The organism is Paenibacillus sp. 32O-W (assembly GCF_007679495.1).
Lineage (GTDB): Bacteria > Bacillota > Bacilli > Paenibacillales > NBRC-103111 > Paenibacillus_L > Paenibacillus_L residui.
On sequence record NZ_VEGP01000050.1, the window covers coordinates 23,949 to 42,374 of the forward strand.

The 18,426-nt window shown below is 49.2% G+C and carries 16 protein-coding genes; 12 read left to right on the top strand and 4 right to left on the bottom strand.

What is annotated here, in order from left to right; genetic code table 11:
* Positions 1 to 97: 97 nt before the first annotated feature.
* A complete protein-coding gene (locus FS806_RS17945) occupies positions 98 to 667 on the bottom strand; it encodes a Gmad2 immunoglobulin-like domain-containing protein (RefSeq protein WP_186328417.1) in 570 nt (189 codons plus the stop codon).
* A gap of 116 nt (positions 668 to 783) precedes the next feature.
* On the opposite strand from FS806_RS17945, the gene FS806_RS17950 reads away from it, so the two are divergent.
* The gene (locus tag FS806_RS17950; RefSeq protein WP_144939383.1) at positions 784 to 1,353 is read left to right on the top strand and encodes a DNA-3-methyladenine glycosylase I; all 570 of its coding nucleotides are present in this window, start codon (positions 784 to 786) and stop codon (positions 1,351 to 1,353) included.
* Between the two features lie 227 nt (positions 1,354 to 1,580).
* Here FS806_RS17950 and FS806_RS17955 read toward each other — a convergent pair whose 3' ends face one another.
* Positions 1,581 to 1,898, bottom strand: coding sequence for a hypothetical protein (locus FS806_RS17955; RefSeq protein ID WP_144939385.1), 318 nt, complete (start codon positions 1,896 to 1,898; stop codon positions 1,581 to 1,583).
* 170 nt (positions 1,899 to 2,068) lie between these two features.
* Between FS806_RS17955 and FS806_RS17960 the strand changes: the two genes are divergently transcribed.
* The 11 genes from FS806_RS17960 (at position 2,069) to FS806_RS18005 (ending at position 17,230) form a co-directional block, all read left to right on the top strand.
* Positions 2,069 to 2,785, top strand: a complete 717-nt coding sequence (locus FS806_RS17960) for a response regulator transcription factor (protein ID WP_144939387.1) — start codon at positions 2,069 to 2,071, stop codon at positions 2,783 to 2,785.
* Positions 2,778 to 3,881, top strand: coding sequence for a sensor histidine kinase (locus FS806_RS17965; protein WP_144939389.1), 1,104 nt, complete (start codon positions 2,778 to 2,780; stop codon positions 3,879 to 3,881). The genes FS806_RS17960 and FS806_RS17965 overlap by 8 nt, the downstream gene beginning before the upstream one ends.
* Before the next feature lie 102 nt (positions 3,882 to 3,983).
* Entirely contained in the window at positions 3,984 to 4,763 is a 780-nt protein-coding gene (locus FS806_RS17970; protein ID WP_144939391.1) for an ABC transporter ATP-binding protein, read from the top strand.
* The gene (locus FS806_RS17975) at positions 4,738 to 6,663 is read left to right on the top strand and encodes an FtsX-like permease family protein (RefSeq protein ID WP_144939393.1); all 1,926 of its coding nucleotides are present in this window, start codon (positions 4,738 to 4,740) and stop codon (positions 6,661 to 6,663) included. Before FS806_RS17970 ends, FS806_RS17975 begins: the two co-directional genes overlap by 26 nt.
* Positions 6,664 to 7,042: 379 nt before the next feature.
* Positions 7,043 to 7,252, top strand: coding sequence for a hypothetical protein (locus FS806_RS26285; protein WP_222126708.1), 210 nt, complete (start codon positions 7,043 to 7,045; stop codon positions 7,250 to 7,252).
* Positions 7,253 to 7,509: 257 nt separating this feature from the next.
* Entirely contained in the window at positions 7,510 to 8,241 is a 732-nt protein-coding gene (locus FS806_RS17980; RefSeq protein WP_144939395.1) for a glycerophosphodiester phosphodiesterase, read from the top strand.
* A 273-nt stretch (positions 8,242 to 8,514) separates the two neighbouring features.
* On the top strand, positions 8,515 to 11,616 hold the full coding sequence (locus tag FS806_RS17985; protein WP_144939397.1) for an efflux RND transporter permease subunit: 3,102 nt from the start codon (positions 8,515 to 8,517) through the stop codon (positions 11,614 to 11,616).
* Between the two features lie 28 nt (positions 11,617 to 11,644).
* Positions 11,645 to 12,901, top strand: coding sequence for an efflux RND transporter periplasmic adaptor subunit (locus FS806_RS17990; protein ID WP_144939399.1), 1,257 nt, complete (start codon positions 11,645 to 11,647; stop codon positions 12,899 to 12,901).
* Positions 12,902 to 12,944: 43 nt separating this feature from the next.
* Positions 12,945 to 14,684, top strand: coding sequence for a hypothetical protein (locus tag FS806_RS17995; RefSeq protein WP_144939401.1), 1,740 nt, complete (start codon positions 12,945 to 12,947; stop codon positions 14,682 to 14,684).
* Positions 14,685 to 14,836: 152 nt separating this feature from the next.
* Positions 14,837 to 15,694 (top strand): MurR/RpiR family transcriptional regulator, encoded by an 858-nt coding sequence (locus FS806_RS18000; protein ID WP_144939410.1) that lies wholly within the window; start codon positions 14,837 to 14,839, stop codon positions 15,692 to 15,694.
* 327 nt (positions 15,695 to 16,021) lie between these two features.
* Positions 16,022 to 17,230 carry an MFS transporter gene (locus FS806_RS18005; protein ID WP_144939402.1) on the top strand — a complete coding sequence of 403 codons (1,209 nt, stop codon included), beginning with the start codon at positions 16,022 to 16,024 and terminating at the stop codon, positions 17,228 to 17,230.
* Between the two features lie 491 nt (positions 17,231 to 17,721).
* On the opposite strand, the gene FS806_RS25835 is transcribed toward FS806_RS18005, so the two are convergent.
* Entirely contained in the window at positions 17,722 to 17,880 is a 159-nt protein-coding gene (locus FS806_RS25835; protein ID WP_186328418.1) for a hypothetical protein, read from the bottom strand.
* 45 nt (positions 17,881 to 17,925) lie between these two features.
* Positions 17,926 to 18,288, bottom strand: coding sequence for a hypothetical protein (locus FS806_RS18010; protein WP_144939404.1), 363 nt, complete (start codon positions 18,286 to 18,288; stop codon positions 17,926 to 17,928).
* Between the last annotated feature and the right edge of the window lie 138 nt (positions 18,289 to 18,426).

Consider the following 18,426-nt stretch of genomic DNA (forward strand, 5'->3'; position numbering starts at 1 on the left):
CATCCGTATGATGGTCGGAACCATTTTTTAATAGGTTATTTCTATTCTAAAAAGGCACATTAGTAGTTCGTAGCGTTCCTTGCGAAAGTTGACTCGATCACCGGAAGCTCTGCAGCGGAACGAACAGTTCGTTCATCCGGGAGTCGTCCTTGGCGCTCTCTTCGTAGATTTCCAGCATCAGGGTGCCATTCCCCGGAAGCTTGCTCTGGGGCAGCGAAACCTTTATCGTAAATGGGGCCCACTCGGGGGCTCCGGCCTCGAGTTGAAGGTGATCCGTCAACAGGTAATCATGACCGTCACTGATGGCATACTGGAAAACTCCTTCAAACACCCTGGCTTCTCCTGTAATGGTATAGCTGCCGTTATCGCCATCTATTTCATGAATAACAAACGCTTGATTCGATTGCTCTCCCCGAACTTCGACCCGCTTCAGCTCTTCATTCCAACGAACCTTTGCTTGAAGGCCTTCCGCCAACTCCTTCAAAGGAATGTAAGTCGTCCCATCGTAATTCAGAATCGGCCATTCCTCATTGCTGTAATTGGCTCCGTTCATAAGGACGGGATAAGTGGCTTCAACCAGTTTGTACTCTTTAACCATCTGGGCAAAAACAGTCGTCGACAACGTCAGGGAACAGCCTATGACTATACCGGCAAACAGTTTCTTCAAACTTTTCCCACCTTTCTCCTCTTTTGTTTCAGTTTGCCATGCCATGTTCTAAAAATCAATGTTTGGAACAGGTAATTTCGAAAGGTATAATAATTGATAAAAGCACGGAGGCGCTCATGATGAAAAGATGTGCTTGGACTACGGACGACCCGCTGTATATCCAATACCATGACAACGAGTGGGGAGTTCCCGTTCATGATGACCGCAAGCTGTTTGAAATGCTGCTTCTGGAAGGAATGCAGGCCGGCCTTAGCTGGCTGACAATATTGAAGAAGAGGGAAAACTTTCGCCAGGCTCTGGACGGGTTCAACCCGGAGCGGATAGCCGAATACGGGCAGGCAGATATAGAAAGGCTACTGAATAACCCGGGCATCGTTCGCAACCGATTGAAGCTGGAGGCGACCATTGCCAACGCCCGGGCATTTCTTAAGGTACAGGTGGAATTCGGCAGCTTCGACCGGTATATTTGGGGCTTTGTCGGCGGAGAACCAATCATTAACCATTGGAACGCCATACAGGAGGTCCCTGCCTCTACGGCAGAGTCCGACAGAATGAGCAAAGACTTGAAAAGCCGGGGCTTCAAATTCGTGGGGAGCACTATTTGCTATGCCTATATGCAGGCCGCCGGCATGGTCAATGACCATACAGCGGATTGCTTTCTGTATGCAGGCCGAGCCGGCCGGTAAATCTACAACGGATATATAGGATAGATGGTTGTATGAAAGACAAGCCTCCAAGTTCCCGCCATTGAAGAAGCGGCGGGAATATGGGGCAAGTGCTGGTTTCACGGCCGGCTCCATGCGTCGCAGATGATAGAGACTGCGAGATTAAGCGGAATGCAACTGCTGCGTCCGAGCGATGTCCTGGGCGGGTAACGCTCCAGCGTCTGCGCCAATGAGCCATTAGAGAAGCTCTAACGCATTTGCTTCGGCTGCTCTGTCCGCTCAGAGGCCTCGGACAGATCCTGCTTCGCCTGTTCAAGCTGCTCCAGAACTTGAACGGTCTGCTGCTCCTGGGATTCGTTCGCTTCGGCCCGCAGTCTTTCCTCGGCATCGTATACTGCGCGGTTAGCCTGGCCGACGATCTGGCGGGCCCGCTGCATTTGCTCAGGATCAGAGCTGGTCATAGCCTGTTCTACCGCCTGCTCTGCGTCCTGAGAGCTATTAAGGGCATGATGAGCGTTTTGAATGGCGTTTTCCAGCGATTGCTGATGCTGTTTTTGTTGAGTCAACGTAGGTTCTCCTTTCCTAGGCATCGGGAATAATGAGATCCGGGTGGACGGATCTGTTGTCATTAGCATGCGCAGGCCAAGGAAATTCCATCCATGGGCTCGCGTTACGAAGAAGTCGCGTTTTGCAGCGGTCCAAAGCAATGGGTGTGACCTACACGGAGGGGATAAATGTGTATCGGATTATGATTGTGGAAGATGATGACAAAATCGCTGAAATATTGAGCGGTTATATTCGCAAATATAATTATGAGGTGGTTCGTGCCGCACGTTTCGACGATATTAGGAATGAGTTTGTCGAGAACCGTCCTCATTTGGTTCTGTTGGATATCAACCTGCCTCAATACGACGGATTTTATTGGTGCAGGCAGATTCGTACGATATCCAATGTCCCGATTATTTTCATCTCGGCCCGCGTAGGGGAGATGGATCAAGTTATGGCCATAGAGAACGGGGGAGATGATTATTTAACCAAGCCGTTCAACCTGGATGTCGTAGTGGCCAAAATTAAAGGAGCGCTCCGCAGGGCGTATGGCGAATATGCCTCAGTGTCTGCGGGCTCCGGCGATTTGTATGAAGTTTACGGATTGGGTCTGGACCGGTCCAAGAACCAAGTTCTGTGGAACGGCGACAAAATCATCTTAAGCCATAATGAATTCAGGCTCTTAAATTGCCTTATTCAGCAGGTCGGCCAAATTATTACCCGCGAAGAGCTGCTGGAGGAATTATGGGATGATGCCGATTTCGTCGATGACAATACTTTGACGGTAAACGTGACCCGGGTGCGCAAGAAGCTGGAGGAGCTGGGCATTAAGGGTGCCATTGAGACGGTGCGGGGACAAGGATACCGGTTGGAGCCGGTATGGAAGAGGGAGTCGGCAGATGCTTAAATCCTTTCTCAAAGACCGCTTGATGTACATGTTTGTTTATTTAATCAACGTGGTTCTCATCGTGCTGGTTGTTTATTTAAGCTATTCGCATGAAGGAGTTCTGCTCCCCTGGGGCAATCTATTCTACATTTTTATTTTATCACTGGCCGGATTGACCTGCTTTCTGTTCATCGATTATGTGCGTCAGCGAACCTTCTATCGCCAATTGGCTCTTATATCGGAAGACGGGATTAAACCGGACCAGATCCTGAGCCTCGAGTCTGCGGTGACACAGGAGCAGTTGCGTGTGCAGGAATTGCTGCATACCTGTTACAGGCTCTATGCCAAAGAGCTTCATGAGTACCGTGCTAAGCAGGAACAGCACCTGAACTTCACCAATCAATGGGTTCATCAAATGAAAACCCCGGTCTCGGTCATCGATCTGTTGGTCCAGCAAGCGTCTAAAGATGACCCTTCCGGCCAATGGAAGCCGCTCTTTCAAAGCATCAGGGAGGAAACGGATCGGCTGAGCCATGGGTTAAGCATGATGCTCCACACGGCCAGGCTGGAGAAATTCGAACTGGATTTGAAGGCGGATCGGATAGAGCTCGTTTCTTTGGTAAGAGGGGTTATTAACGAATATAAATCGGTATGGATCGCTCGTTCCCTCTACCCTAAGTTAACTGCGGAGAAGCAGGAGGTTTATGTAGAGACGGACCGCAAGTGGATGGAGTTCATCCTTCGCCAGATTCTGACCAACGCGATTAAATATTCTGTGGCTAAACGCAAGACAACTTCTTCGCACGATAAGGACAGCGGGGAGATAAAGGCCATGCAATTGAAGATTACGATCGAAGAGAAGGAGAAGGGGTGGAGCCTTGCCATCCAGGACGAAGGGATCGGCATCCCCGAGCAGGATCTTCCGCGCGTATTCGACCCTTTCTTCACCGGGTCCAACGGAAGAACAACGGCAGAGTCTACGGGGATGGGGTTGTTCCTGGCCCAGCAAGTATGCGGAAAGCTCGGACACCGTCTGTCGGTTACCTCTCAGGAAGGCCAGGGAACGACGGTAACCATCCTCTTCCCGAAACCGTCGTCCATGTATGACTTCTCATAGGATGAAGAATGACGGCAAGATATTCCCGCGAACGGAGGTTACCTACAAATTTTAACGGAAGGCCCTCTGTCGGCATCGGAGAAAAAGAACGGAGGAAGCGGAATGACCGTGTTAAAAGCCAATGCGCTGACGAAAATATACGGCTCCCCCAAAAGCAGCATGACTTACAAAGCGCTCGACAACTTCCATTTGGAAATTGCGGAGGGCGAATTCGTGGGGGTCATGGGACCGTCGGGCAGCGGCAAAACCACACTGCTTAATATATTGGCCACGATCGATACTCCTACATCCGGTCATGTAGAAATTAACGGGACGGACCCTTCCCGGCTCAGGAAGAATAAACTGGCCCTGTTTCGGAGAAGGCAGCTCGGATTTGTCTTCCAGGACTTTAATTTGCTGGATACACTATCTATCAAGGAGAACATTATTCTCCCTCTCGTCCTGGACAACACGCCCGTTAAGGTGATGGAAGAACGACTACAGGAGATCGCGGATATTCTCGGCATCCAATCCATCTTGAACAAGCGGACCTTCGAAGTATCCGGAGGGCAGCAGCAGCGGACGGCCATTGCCAGAGCCATGATTCACCGGCCTTCCATTCTGTTTGCCGATGAGTTGACGGGCAATCTGGATTCCAAATCGGCCAACGATGTCATGCTTTCCCTTAAAGAAGTGAATGAACGGCAGAACGCGACAATCATGATGGTGACGCACGATCCGTTCGTCGCAAGCTTCTGCGGGCGAATCATCTTTATCAAGGACGGCAAGCCTTTCTCGGAAATCCGCAGAGGCTCCAACCGACAGGCTTTTTTTCAGCAAATCTTGGACTCGTTGAGCGTATTGGGAGGCACCTTCGATGAAATACCGGCAGCTCGCCATTAAGAATGTTGCCGGGAATTGGCATCAGTATATAGCTTTTTTTCTGAGCAGCGTATTTTCCGTCATGATCTTCTTCATCTATGCCGAGTTTATTTTCCATCCGGGTGTCGTGAACGGGACGATCCGGGCCGCTGACAAGGTCCGCAACGGGCTTATCGCATGTGAGTATATCATTTTCATCTTCTCGTTTTTTTTCGTGCTGTATTCCAATTCTGCATTTATTAAATCGCGCAAGAAGGAATTCGGCTTGTTCACGCTGCTCGGGATGAACCACTGGCAATTGAAGAGAATGGTCTGGTATGAGAGCTCGATTATCGCGCTTGTTTCCATTGCCGTTGGGATGGCGTTCGGTTCTTTGTTTGCGAAGCTGTTCTTTATGACCTTGGCCGAATTGTTAAAAACCAATGATCCGATTCCGTTCCGGTTTGTTCCCAAGGCGGTAGGGATCACGGCAGGAGGGTTCTTCCTGCTGTTCCAGGTCATTACCTTGTTCAACCTGTTCCGGCTTAGGCGCAGCAAGATTATCGATCTGCTCCAAGCGGCCAAAAAACCGAAGAATGTGCCGGCCTTCTCATGGTTTCTCGTCCTCCTGTCGCTGATATGTCTTGGGACAGGGTACTATCTGGCGTGTATTTCCAACATGTCAAACATTGTCAAAACCTTCTTTGTCGTGCTGTTCCTTGTCATAACAGGAACGTATTTTCTGTATACACAAGGAAGTACGGCCATATTCCGCAAGCTGCAAAGAATGAAATCCGTCTATTACAAGCAAACTCACTTGATCACGATTTCCCAACTCGTCTTCAAGATGAAAGATAATGCCCGGCTGCTATTTGCGGTTTCCATTCTCAGTGCGGTCGTTCTGACCGCATCCGGTACCATCTATGTGTTCTACCATGATTCCCGAAGCCAATTGCTGGAGCGGTATCCACAAACGATAGGATACGAAGAGCAAGGGATGGAAGGCCACCCGGTTATGGACCCGCAGAGAATTAGAGACATTATGCGGCAGGAAAAGGTGCAGATCGAATATGAATTCGAAATGACGGGGGTTATTGTCCCCTTTCAAATTAAATATATAAACACGACGGAAACTTCGGCGCTCATTATACCGGCAAGCAAATATAATGAGCTCGCTGAGCGGAAGTCCTGGAAGCCGGTGAAGGTGAAGGAGGGGCATGCGCTGTTCGTATTTCCGTACCGAAATATATTGGGACATGATTTTTTCGCCAAGGGGGACCTGCTGGAAACATCGATAGGCGAGCATAAGGTGACCTTTGAAATGGATGGGCAGATCAATAAAGGATTAGGGAATACGGGCTATCGGGAAAGATCCTTCCTCATTATTAATGATGAGCATTATAGACAGTTGATGGGCTCCACCCCGGATACTCTCAAAATAAGATATTACGGCTTTGAACTGAAGAACTGGGAGCGGACGAATGATACGGTGAACCGGGTGATCAGAGAAATAGATCAGGAGCAAATGCCGTATTTTACCTCGCGGGTTCAGGATTACTTGGACATGACCCAGGCGAATTCGTTAACGCTGTTTATTGGAATTTTCATAAGCGTGCTGTTTTTTATAGCGGCGGGCAGCATGATATATTTTAAATGGTTCACAGAGCTGCAGGAGGATCAGGCCGTCTACAGGTCCCTGCGAAAGATCGGCATGACGCCGGCGGAATTGAAGAGAGTGGTTACTACCCAGATCGGGCTTGTTTTCTTCATTCCTTTTATGGTCGGTACGGTCCATGCCTGCTTCGCGTTCAAAGCGCTTGGGAATCTGCTTGCCGTCAGTGTCTGGAAGTATGGATTAGTCGTCATCGGCCTGTTCTTCTTTATGCAGTACCTCTATTTTATCCTTACTCGTTATGCATACATGAGGCGTATTTTGAAATAAATCGATACTCGTCCAGGATGCCCCGGAAACCGGGGTGTTCTTTTTTTTCTTCTCCGCGGGGATCGAGCCGGACTGCGATTTCGGCATTTTTTCATTCGGTCTATTGCCGTTTGCCCACATATCGTGAGAGTAGCGGTATAAAGGTATGAACCTGCACATTGCATCTTTTTTACTCGATTGCTTGACAAATTCACACGCCCGTTGGCTCGACGTGACAGCGTTGCTAGATGCTCTGCCCCTTCCAATCGTTCGGCAGGAATCAACAGCGGATATGATATAATGGACCATAGATTTTGAGGGCGGTTCCCTGGAACGGGAGCCCTCCTTAAGCAAAGTTTCTTCATCGAGAATATGTACTGTCCATTAACGTTCTGACCCAATGATGCGGGCCGTCGAAATGGAGCAATCGATGCTGCATTATTATATTTGTTATAAGGGAAGAAGACTCTGGGGACCAATGACGAAAGAAGAAGCCATAGCCGAACTCTTCGAGCTGAACCGTGCTTTCACCGGGCTTAGTATACAGATTGTGGATGCAAGAACGAATAAGATAAAGGGAGAAATCAACCCGAAACGGCGCAAGAAATAGAAGAATATAAGTGTCTGGACGAGGCAGACCCGTACGAAGCGTCTTATTCGGGGCCGGCTTGCCCAGGAAATCTATTGACGGATCAGAATGAGCTTGACATAATAGGGATAGTCAAATAATTCAGGTGGAGACGCTGAGAAAACCTGCAAGCATTCAAGGCTTTGCGAGAGCGAAGGGCTTGTGGTTTTATCGCGTCTTTTTTGTCATGCGGCTGTGCGGCTTGGCAAGTACTCACCAACCATTCAAAGGAGATTGTTATGAACACAAACAGGACAATGAATATCGGTCACCGGGGAGCAGCTTCAGAAGCACCCGAGAATACGCTGATCGCCTTCCAGAAGGCTCTGGAGCAAGGGGCAGACGGATTGGAGCTGGACATTCATCTGACTGCGGACGGGGAGATTGTCGTTTGTCACGATTCGACGGTCAACCGGACGACGGATGGAACAGGGGCCATCCGCTCCATGACGGTGGCAGAGCTGAAAAAGCTGGACGCCGGAATCCGTTTTGACGAATCGTTCCGCGGGGAGCGAATCCCTCTATTGTCAGAGGTTTTTGAACTGGTTCCGAAGCATATTATGATTAACATCGAGCTGAAGAATACTTATGATGGAGCTGTCGAAGGTAAACTGGTCGATCTGATTCGGAGCTCGGACCGGTTGGATTCCGTCGTGGTTTCCTCCTTCCGCCATCAATGTCTTGCCCGTCTTAAGGCTCTGGAGCCGGACTTGAAGATCGGGATTCTTTACGATGAGCTGTACAGCCACAGAGGCTATGCCGATTTAAGCCCGGCGCCTTTATACTCGGTTCATCCTCACTTCCGTTATATCCAGGCCGAGGATATCCGCGATTTGCGGGAAGGCGGCTATGAGGTCTATGTATATACTGTAAATAATGAGGATGATATGAGGAAGATGATTGAGGCCGGAGTAACGGGGATTATTACCGATTGCCCGGCTAAGCTGCAGAAGCTGCTGACCGGGAAATAACCCGGATATTTCATAATCTATATCCTTCGCATGAGCAGTCCAGGGGAGCCCCTTGGGCTGCTTTTCTTTTACGCAAAGTTTATTAATGCATCATAGGTCATATCGGTTTATTACAAGGGTCATATGGAAAATATGACCGGCATCATAGCCATTTTATGACTTTTTCCACCTGTCACCCATAGGGACAATCGATATACTTATTTGTGAATAAAATTAGAAAGGTTCGGCCGACCAAGGCCGTTCCAATAACAGGAGTGGGGGGAGCAAGCCAATATGGAGAGTATTACGAAATTTTCCATGAAAAACGTAGCGGCATTAATCATCATGATGATAATGCTCGTTGGCGGGGGAATGTATGCCTCATCTATATTGAAAGTGGAAAGTATGCCCGATATCTCCTTACCCATGGTTATGGTCAACACGCAATATATGGCACCGCCCAGTGATGTGCTTGAGCATGTAACTAAACCGTTGGAAAAGACGATATCCGGCATGGAAGGCTTGAAAAACCTGACTTCAACCTCGAGCGATAATTACTCCAATATTATGGTCGAGCTGAAGCAGGGTGCCGATCTCGACAAGGCGAAGAGAGAGATTGAAAGCCTGGTCGCTAACGTTCGGCTGCCGCTGGGAGCGGAGAAGCCCAAAGTACAGACATTCGGATTTGCTTCGTCGCCGGTCTATTACATGGCCATCTATGGTGAGGAGGGCATGAATCAGGCAGAGCTTGACAAGATCTATCGGGACGTTATTTTGCCTGGCTTCAACTCCGTTAGCGGGCTGGACCACGTCGATTCGATAGGGAATCAGGAGACGGCGCTGACCATTAAGCTGGACGCGACGGCGATTAGCCGTTACGGGTTCACACCGGCACAGGTAGCCGGTTATATCCAGTCTTCCATTATGTCCAGTCCGGCGGGAACCGTTGAATTTCGTGGAAATAACCAGATGGTTCGGATCACGGGAGAGTTTAATTCCATCTACAGCTTGGAGAATATGAAGCTCACCGCGCCGACAGGAGAAACCTTAACCCTTAGGGACATAGCTTCTATAGAGGCGATCAGCGAATCGAAATTTATCGGGCGGCTGGATGATAAGCCGGCTATTGGGGTTCATTTATACAAGACCAAGAGCGCCAACGCCGTCCAATTCGGCAACGAAGTAGACCGGATGATCGAAGTCTGGAAGCAGACTCATCCGAACATCGCCTTCCAGACGATTTACAATTCCGCAACCGATATAGAGAATTCGATCCATGGCATGGTTCAAGAAGGAGCGCTCGGTGCGCTGCTGGCTTCCATCATGATCCTGCTGTTCCTGAGGAATGTACGAATGACCTTGATCGTGCTGGTCTCCATTCCGCTATCGATATTGATCACTCTAATGGTCATGGCGCCGCTTGGCATCTCTCTTAACATTATGACGTTAGGCGGAATGGCCATAGCGGTCGGGCGGGTCGTGGACGACTCCATTGTTGTTATCGAGAATATTTACAGCCAGTTGCAGAAGGCGCATGAGCGCAACGAATCGGTTATATTGATGGCTACCAAGCAGGTGGCTGCCGCCATCACTTCTTCTACGATAACCACCGTGGGAGTGTTTGGGCCGCTTGGTTTCATAGGCGGCATGATCGGGGAGATATTCCGACCTTTTGCCATTACGTTAGGTGTAGCGCTGATGTCTTCTCTGTTGGTCGCACTTACGGTCATTCCGATGCTGGCCAAATTGATGGTCATGAGAAGCAAGAGTATAGCGAAGGAACATACCGTAGGCAAAGTTACTCTGCGTTACAAGAGCGCTTTGGAGTGGAGCTTAAAGCATCGGATCAAAACTTTGCTGTTGTCCGGGCTGATGTTCATCCTGTCCATTGTTCTGATCGTTCCCAACCTGGCCATCTCCTTCATGCCGGAGAGTGAATCAGACAAGCACATGTATCTGTCGGTTAACATGCCGAGGGAAACGTCCATGGAAATGATGGATGCGAAGATGAAGGAAATCGAAGATATGATTCGGGAACAGAAGGACGTTAACGGACAGCCTAAATTCACTTATATCGAATCGCTGGTAGGCTATGATTTCAGTGAAGATGTGGTTCCTTATAAGGCCACCCTGTTTACCGCGGCCTCTGAAGCTACGAATGCCAAGAAGGCATTGAATGAATTGAAAGAGCAAGTCTTGTACGAGCTTCCCAAAGGCTCTCAGGTTTCCGGCTCATTGATTTCGTTCGGCGGAGACGGCGGCGGGGGAGTGGACTTCTCCTATCTGCTTAAAGGCGAGGATACATTGGTCCTGCAGCAGGCGGCTGCTCTTGTTAAGGAGAAGCTGAAGGAATTCCCGGAGATGACGTCGATCAAGGACAGTCTGAGTGAATTGAAGACCGAAGTTGAAGTGATGGTGGACCAGAACAAGGCGAGAGTATACGGTCTGACTTCAGCGGAAGTCATGCAGACGGTGGCCGGTTGGATCGGCAAGGAAAAGCTGGGAGATCTGAAATTTGACAATGTCCTGTACAAAACTGTAGTTGAACTAGACGATAAATACAAAGATTCATTGGAGGCATTAGGAAAAATCCAATTGACTTCACCTACCGGTGCCAAGGTGCAGCTGAACGAAATCGCCAAGCTCCGGCAGATTGACGCTCCGGTGTCCATCGCCAGAGATAATCAGAGTCAGACGCTTCGGGTAACGGCTGCTATCGACAGCAAGGACAAAGGCGGAGTAAGCGCCAGAGTGGCTGCCGCCCTGGATCAATTGGAGCTTCCGTCCGGTGTCACCCGGGAAGTGTCCGGTGTATCGGATAACATCAGCGAAGGATTTGGTGACTTGTTCGTCGCGATGGGAGCTGCCATCTTCATTGTTTATTTGATCATGGTTCTCACCTTCGGAAATGCCAGTGCGCCATTCGCCATTCTGTTCTCTCTGCCATTGGCTGTAATCGGCGGATTGCTGGGCTTGTTGATTACCTCGGAATCACTGAACGTCACTTCCTTGATCGGATTCATGATGTTAATCGGGATTGTGGTAACGAACGCGATCGTCATGATAGACCGCGTGCAGCAGCTGCGGGAAGAGAACCTTCCGGTTCGCGACGCGCTTATCGAAGGAGCTATGGAGCGCTTGCGCCCCATTCTGATGACCGCAGGAGCCACCATATTTGCTCTCATGCCACTGGCGATGGGCTTCTCCAAAGGAGCCTTGATTTCCAAAGGGTTGGCCGTCGTCGTCATTGGAGGATTAATTACCTCCACTATATTGACGCTGGTTATTGTACCGATCGTCTATGACTTAATTCATTCTGTGAATAGAAGGCTGGCACGGATCTTCCGCAGATCGCCGAAAGCGTCCCAAGCAACGGCAACTTCCGCAGCCCAATAATCGTAAGAGTAAAGGAGAATCAGGCATAATGAAGCACATGGAACGAATGAACAAACGGACTAAGGTTTCCGCAGTGCTTGGAGCGGTTGTTATCAGCGCGGCCCTAATCTCCGGCTGCAGTGCCGATCCGGTGACCTCTGCAAACCCGTCTGTGGAGCAAGAACAGCAGGTGAAGACGGTTAAGACGATAAATATAGAAAAACAGAAAATCGGAGAGCCGCTGGAGCAAGTCGCTGAAGTCGTTCCGTCTCTTAGGATGGACGTCTTTGCCAAAGCAAACGGCGATGTGGTTCAGTTGGTAAAGAAACGCGGGGACTATGTCAACGAAGGGGATGTCATCCTTAAGATCGATAAGCATGATGTCCAGGTACAGCGGCAGAAAGGGCTGCTCAGCGTGAAGAGCGCCCAGGCTGAGCTGGAGCGTGCGCAGCGAGACTACGTCAACGGCTTGACCGAGATGAAGAATTCGATTCAGAAGCAGGAGCAGGCCATTGCCGAAATGGAGAAAAACTACAACAAGCTGCGCAACGATTATGATCTCGGGCAGGCCACCAAGATGGAGCTGGAGCAGATGGAAACCCAACTGAACAACCAGCGAATGGACCTGGATATTATGCGCAAGAAGCTTGCCACGATGGAATCGTCCAATTCGATGGCTGCCCTGGAGGTTCAATTGGAGTCCTCGCAGCTAAACTTGCAGGAGATTGACCGGAGCCTGCAGTATTATGAAGTTAAAGCGCCGGTGAGCGGCATTCTGACCGAATTGTCCGTTGTCGAGAAGACCACCCTGTCTCCAGGGGTACAGGTTGGAAGAATCGAGCAATTGAATCCCGCCAAAATAACGGCCAGACTTACGGAGGAGGCGGCTTCCTACCTGCGTGGCCAAGAACAGGTATCCTTCTATGTGCCGGACAGCGGAGAGAAGATGCAGGGAACCATAACCTACCTGGCGGATGTCATGAATGTAGATACGAAAACCTACGAGTTGAATGTGGAGGTGCCCAACGAGGAGCATAAATTGAAGCCGGGAACTCGTGTTCAACTGATGCTTACCGAGGAGGAGCAGCTTGTCTTAGCCGTGCCGACCTCCAGCATTGTTCGGGAAGGCTCCGACAGCTACGTCTTTATCCTCAAGCAGGACCATGTGGAGAGACGGAAAGTGGAATTGGGCCGGCTGGACGGATTGAATCAAGAAATTCTGTCGGGCGTTGAAGAAGGGGAGCGGCTGGTCATATCGGGACAGCATCAACTGGTGGATCAGGAAACCGTTAAAGTAGCCGACTAAAAACGTTGAAATAGCAAGAAGAACGTCCTGGGGAGGAGAAACTATGGTAGTACGTTGGAAAAAAACATTGTCGGCGGTCGTTCTGACCGCCTCCCTGCTGTCTTCCGGATACAGTGCTTATGCGGCGGGTGACCTTCCGGTTGCAGCCGAGCAGACGAGCGCGGTCTATTCATTGACGGAAGCTCTGTCCGTCGAAGTGAAGAGCGTCCTTAACGAACGTAACGATACCGGTTCGCGCATAGGAATTGTGGTCAAGATGGAGAATAACAGCGGCCGCAACGCGCGGGTGCCGGATTATGAAGTCAGGGTGCGCACGTCGGACGGCTTGCAATATACGCTGCAGCCAAGCGCAACGAATGCAAGGACGGTGCAGCCCAAGGAGAAGATTGAGCTCAGTTATATGACCTCGGTCGACCGTACCGGGTTCAACGTTTCGGAAATCAGTTGGGTCGATATTGATATGTATGTATACCCCAAGGTGGAGACCGAAATGCTGACCGTACCGGTTCAGCAGTTGGAATGGACGGGCAGCGGGGATGAAATTAACCGGCAGGGCGCGGTACTGAAATGGGGAGAATCGTTCACGATTCCATCGCTGACTTCCCCGCTGCGGTATACCCCTTCCAAAGTGGAGGAAGAGAATACGCCAACCGGTCCGGTTAAGCTGATAACGCTGCTTGTCGAGAATCCGGGCACGACGATGGAGACCGTTCCCGACTTTATGCTGGAAGGCAAGTCGGGGAAGTCCGTGTTCAAGGGACAACGGGCAGAGACGGAGCCCATTACGCTGGAGCCGGGGGAACGGGAGTATATCCATTACGCCATCCCGGTCAAAAATAATGTGGACCTGGAAAGCTTCAACCTGCTCACTCAGGAAAATTTCATGGTCGCCGATCCGACCGGCAAGCTGACTCCCATTCCGTACGAGATAGGACGATTGAACGTGGTTCTGCCGGGAAAGACGGGCTTTTCCTTGCACGGGTTAAACCGGTATGTGATGGACACCCCGATGAAGGTGGACGACGTGAATTCGTTAATTCATCCGGATGTGGACGTATCGCTGGTCGAGCTTTACATGCATGAGAACCAAGGGGAAGGCTATAAGACGGCGATTGCCAAATTCAAGCTTCGCAACAAGGGCGAGCAGCCCGTGCCCGTGCCCGTATTCGATGTCGATTTGAAGAATAGCGGAGGATATACGTACAGCGGGGTCCGCCAAATCTCTTCCACGGAGAAGCTGATGCCCAATTTAAGCTATACCGTCAGCTATTCATTTGCCATCCCGGAATCGGAGAACGAGGAGAAGCTGGGGTTATTCCTGGTGGACAGCCAGACTGCAAAGCCTTATCGTACGACGATCAGCGCCTATCAGACGGAGATCATGAAGCAGGACGAAACGAGCTCGCGCTTGTCCTTCTATCCGTTCGATGTCGAACTGAAGGATTGGACGCTCCTGACCAGCACGAACCCGATGCCGGGCTATGTCACTTACTCGTATAAACTTCAATTGGATCTGGACATTCAACGGAAGGACAGAGTGGTTCTCGATCAGAGCTTCTCCACCATGAAGGTCGAACTGATCGATACACTCGGACGGACTATTGCTCAAGAGCATTTCTCGTTCACGGGAATGAACCGGTTGATCAGTGGGGTGCAAACGGTAGAGTTTAAAGATTTGCGAACGGATCAGTACGAATACCCATTAACCATTCGAATCTACGAAGCGATTGAAACTCCGCAGGGAGAAGCCAAACGGCTTGTCAAAACATTGAAACAGCATTAATCCCAAGGCCCCTGTCTTTTCGGCGGGGGCTTTTTTTGTTAAGGAATAAAATTTCAAGGTAATATTTGATTAGGGAAATTATATTCATTATAATTTGAGTAACGGTTTTTGAGAGGATATAGGAGTAGACTGTGGGGAAAGAGTGATTGAATATGATAAGTGGCGGATTAGTAAGTTTGCGGGAAGCGTTAAGCTCGTTGAAGCCGATGGAGCAGAAGGCGGCCAAGTACATCCTGGAGCACCCGGACAAGGTGGTCAATTTGTCCGTACAGAAGCTGGCCGAACTGGCCGGCGTGAGCGTGGCTACGATTGTCCGGTTATCCCGGTCCCTGCAGCTCAAAGGGTTTCAGGAGCTCAAGATCAAGATAGCTGCCGATTTGGCACAGAACACACGGGAAATCAATTCCTATCAAGAAATACAGATGGACGGTTCGACCAGCTCCCTCATCGAATCGATATCCCATAACAATATTCAGTCGATTCAGGATACGATGTCGGTGCTGAGGGTAGCCGATGTGGAGAACGCGATCCAAACGATGAGCTCGGCCCGTAAGATCACGGTATTCGGAGTCGGTGCGTCCGCAGTTATCGCCGAGGATTTCAAGCAGAAGCTGACCCGAATTAACCGCTGGTGCGAGGCGGCCTACGATTTCAATTCGATGGCAACTCTTGCCGCTAATCTGATGGAAACCGATGTCGCCTTCGGGATATCCTATTCCGGTCAGACTGAGGATATCATCCAGGCGTTGACGGTAGCCCGGGAGAGCGGGGCCTCGATCATCTCCTTGACCAAATTCGGCAATAACCCGGTCATGGAATTGGCGGGAATAAGGCTTTTTACCAGCTCCTTGGAAAAAAGCATCCGCAGCGGAGCGATGGCTTCCCGAATTGCGCAGCTTAATGTCATTGACATTTTATATGTCGGCATTGCCAGCCAGAATTACGACGAGAATATTCTCGCTCTTGAGAAAACAAGGAATGCCGTTCGGTTTTCCAAAAGAAACGGCTAAGCTTCCTGCCGATAATAAGAGCATAAGTACACTTAATTTTGCACGTTTATGGAAAAATGTGCCGATTAAAAGTAATAGTGCAGCTATTTTTTCAAGTTTGAGGAAACCGGTCTTAAATAAGGGCTGTATTCATCGCAACTCCAAAACAGCTTAAAAGACGCTAAATAAAACTACACGATTCGAGGACGCGGCATTTATTGGCTGAATCCTTCCAATTTGCCTCCAAGCGGCGATTTTAGACGATATTTGAGCCTCGGAAAAAGATAACGGACGTGCTAAGTTAAGGGTAACGCGGTTAATGACATCAATGAAAGTAGAGGATCGTCCGTGGGATTGCCCAAAGAGTTCCGCAGGCTGCTCTTAATGAATGCCATGTCATTCATTATTTTTATCTACATCGGGATTTTTGTGAACCTTTATATTTGGGAGCAGGGGCATCGAATCGCTGATGTAGCCTGGTTTAATTTATTCCTGTTTCTTACTTGGGCGCTATCCTTTTCGCTTGGAGCATGGCTCTTGAAGCGCTGGTCGATCCGGCTGTTATTCGGGCTGTCCGCTTTATCCGGTGGGACCGCCTTCCTCCTGCTTTCCTTTCTGCATCTCGATAATCGGATGCTGTGGATATCCATCATCGGAATGCCGGTAGGCATAATGTGGGGCTTCTTTTCCTGTGCCCAAAATTTAAGTATCTCCACTTCCGGCAAAGGGCAGGAATTCGGCAATTTTTTTGCCGCCTCGAACACTATTTCCCAGATTACCAATATGTCGGTTCCTATCGTTGCGGCTCAAGTGATCGGCTGGTTCGGCTATTCCGGCTCCTTCACCTTGATGCTGCTGTTTGTGACCGGCATGCTTATAACCGCGCTAACGCTTCCCCGAATATCATTAAAGTCCAAGGACCTCCGCCAGCAGAACTGGGGGGAAACGATGAAATACCGGCAGGTCTTCATGGAGCCCAGGCTGAAATGGCTTATTCCGTCCTGTCTGGCCGCTGGACTGTTCCTGCAGTTTCAAGGCTTGTTTGCTCTCCTCTTTACATTCAGCATAACGGAAGACAAGACGATCATAGCTCTGTTGAATACGCTGTACACCTCTTCCTCATTATTTGCCCTGTTTCTGTATCGCAAGCTCAAGCTTGGAGAACGGAACTGGCTCCATGCGGCCATTCTGCTGCTGGCCGGCGGTTTTCTGCTGATGCTGTACCCGGTGCCCGTGGTGCTCATATTGTCTAATGTCATGACGACCGTTGGCTTGTTCTACTTCGGTACGACCTGGAATGCCCAGCAGTTCAGAGCCATCAGCCACCATCCTCCCGAGAGGCAGTCCTCACTGCTGGTATGGCGGGAATGCTTGATCTGCTTAACGCGCTGTGTAATGCTGGTACTTATCTTGTTCGTTAAAGATTTCTCGGGAGTAGTCTTTGTCCTATTGATCTCCGTTGCTATAGGCACCTTGTTTTCCATTCCATACTTTCAGAAAAAGCTGGAGATGACCCCGGAGCTTCCGCCGCAGGAGACCTCCGTTGCAAAAGTATAGCTTGTTAGGCTGTGGACGAATTTGCCGTAAGATCGGCGGTTAAAAGGCCGGTGAACCGTTGCTCGTTACCACGTAAGGACCGACAGAAATGCAGGTCTTCAGAAGGATTTTAGCCAAAGTCGGCGAATGACCAGCGAAAGTACAGTTTTTTCCGAATGGGGTGGGGATAGACCTGCGGATTCGCACGTCTTCTGCGAGATTTACCGAATATTCGCAAAAAGACGTGCACTTTTGCTCGTTTTGAAAGCAACACCTATATAGGATGTCGGATGTCCACAAAAGGAATACATTCGCATATATTGGAGAGTTAACGAGCCGACCGGGGAGCGTGCGAAAGAATAAAAAAATTCCAAAACACTACGTTGGGGAGAAATGTAGTGGTATGGAATAAGGAAAATCCTTGGAATAAGTGTTGTGTAAATTTGTTGGTTTTCGATTCCACAATTCTGGCTTCTTCGTAAGTGTTGCCGGTGCGGAAATGAAAAGATTGTTTATGGAGGAGATTTCCGGTAAAACACATAAACTGCAGGATATTCAAGTTCTATCGTCTTGGGGAAGTTATAGAACGACACAAAAGCGGCCACAGCCAGCAGGATAATCGACAAGCAAACCGTAATTTTAACCAGCACGCTTTTTCTTGTTGAGTTCATTTAGCTTCCATGTCAAAATGTTAAAGTACCTGAATCTATCTCTCTCTAAGGGGCGTTTGTGACATCAATGTTAATCCCCGAATATTTCTTAGATAATACATCCGATGCGGAGCCAGCTTCTTTCCGAAATACTAATTCAAAAACTTTTGTGGTATTGGCACCAGCGGTATGGATTTCTTCTTCTCTTTCTCTCACTATTTCTCTCAAATCTTTATCAATAAAATTCTTGTCGCTTATAGTGATTTTGAAACGAATCTCTTTGTTTGAGCGATTTGTAATTTGAAATTGACAATATCCAGTATGGCCGTCCTTTTTATTTACACCTATTTCACAAAAACTATTTTTTTGATTGTAGTATAAAGCGCGTACATCATGAACAAATAAATATATATATGCTTTGAATAGCAATATGGGGGCAAGTGTTAGACATAGTATGATTAAAAGTCTCCTTTTTTTGTAATGCTTTATAACTCAACTTTCGCAGCTTAAATTCGGCAGATAGGCCTTGATGTAGCTGGGTAAACCAGCAAACCATTGTTGGAGTTG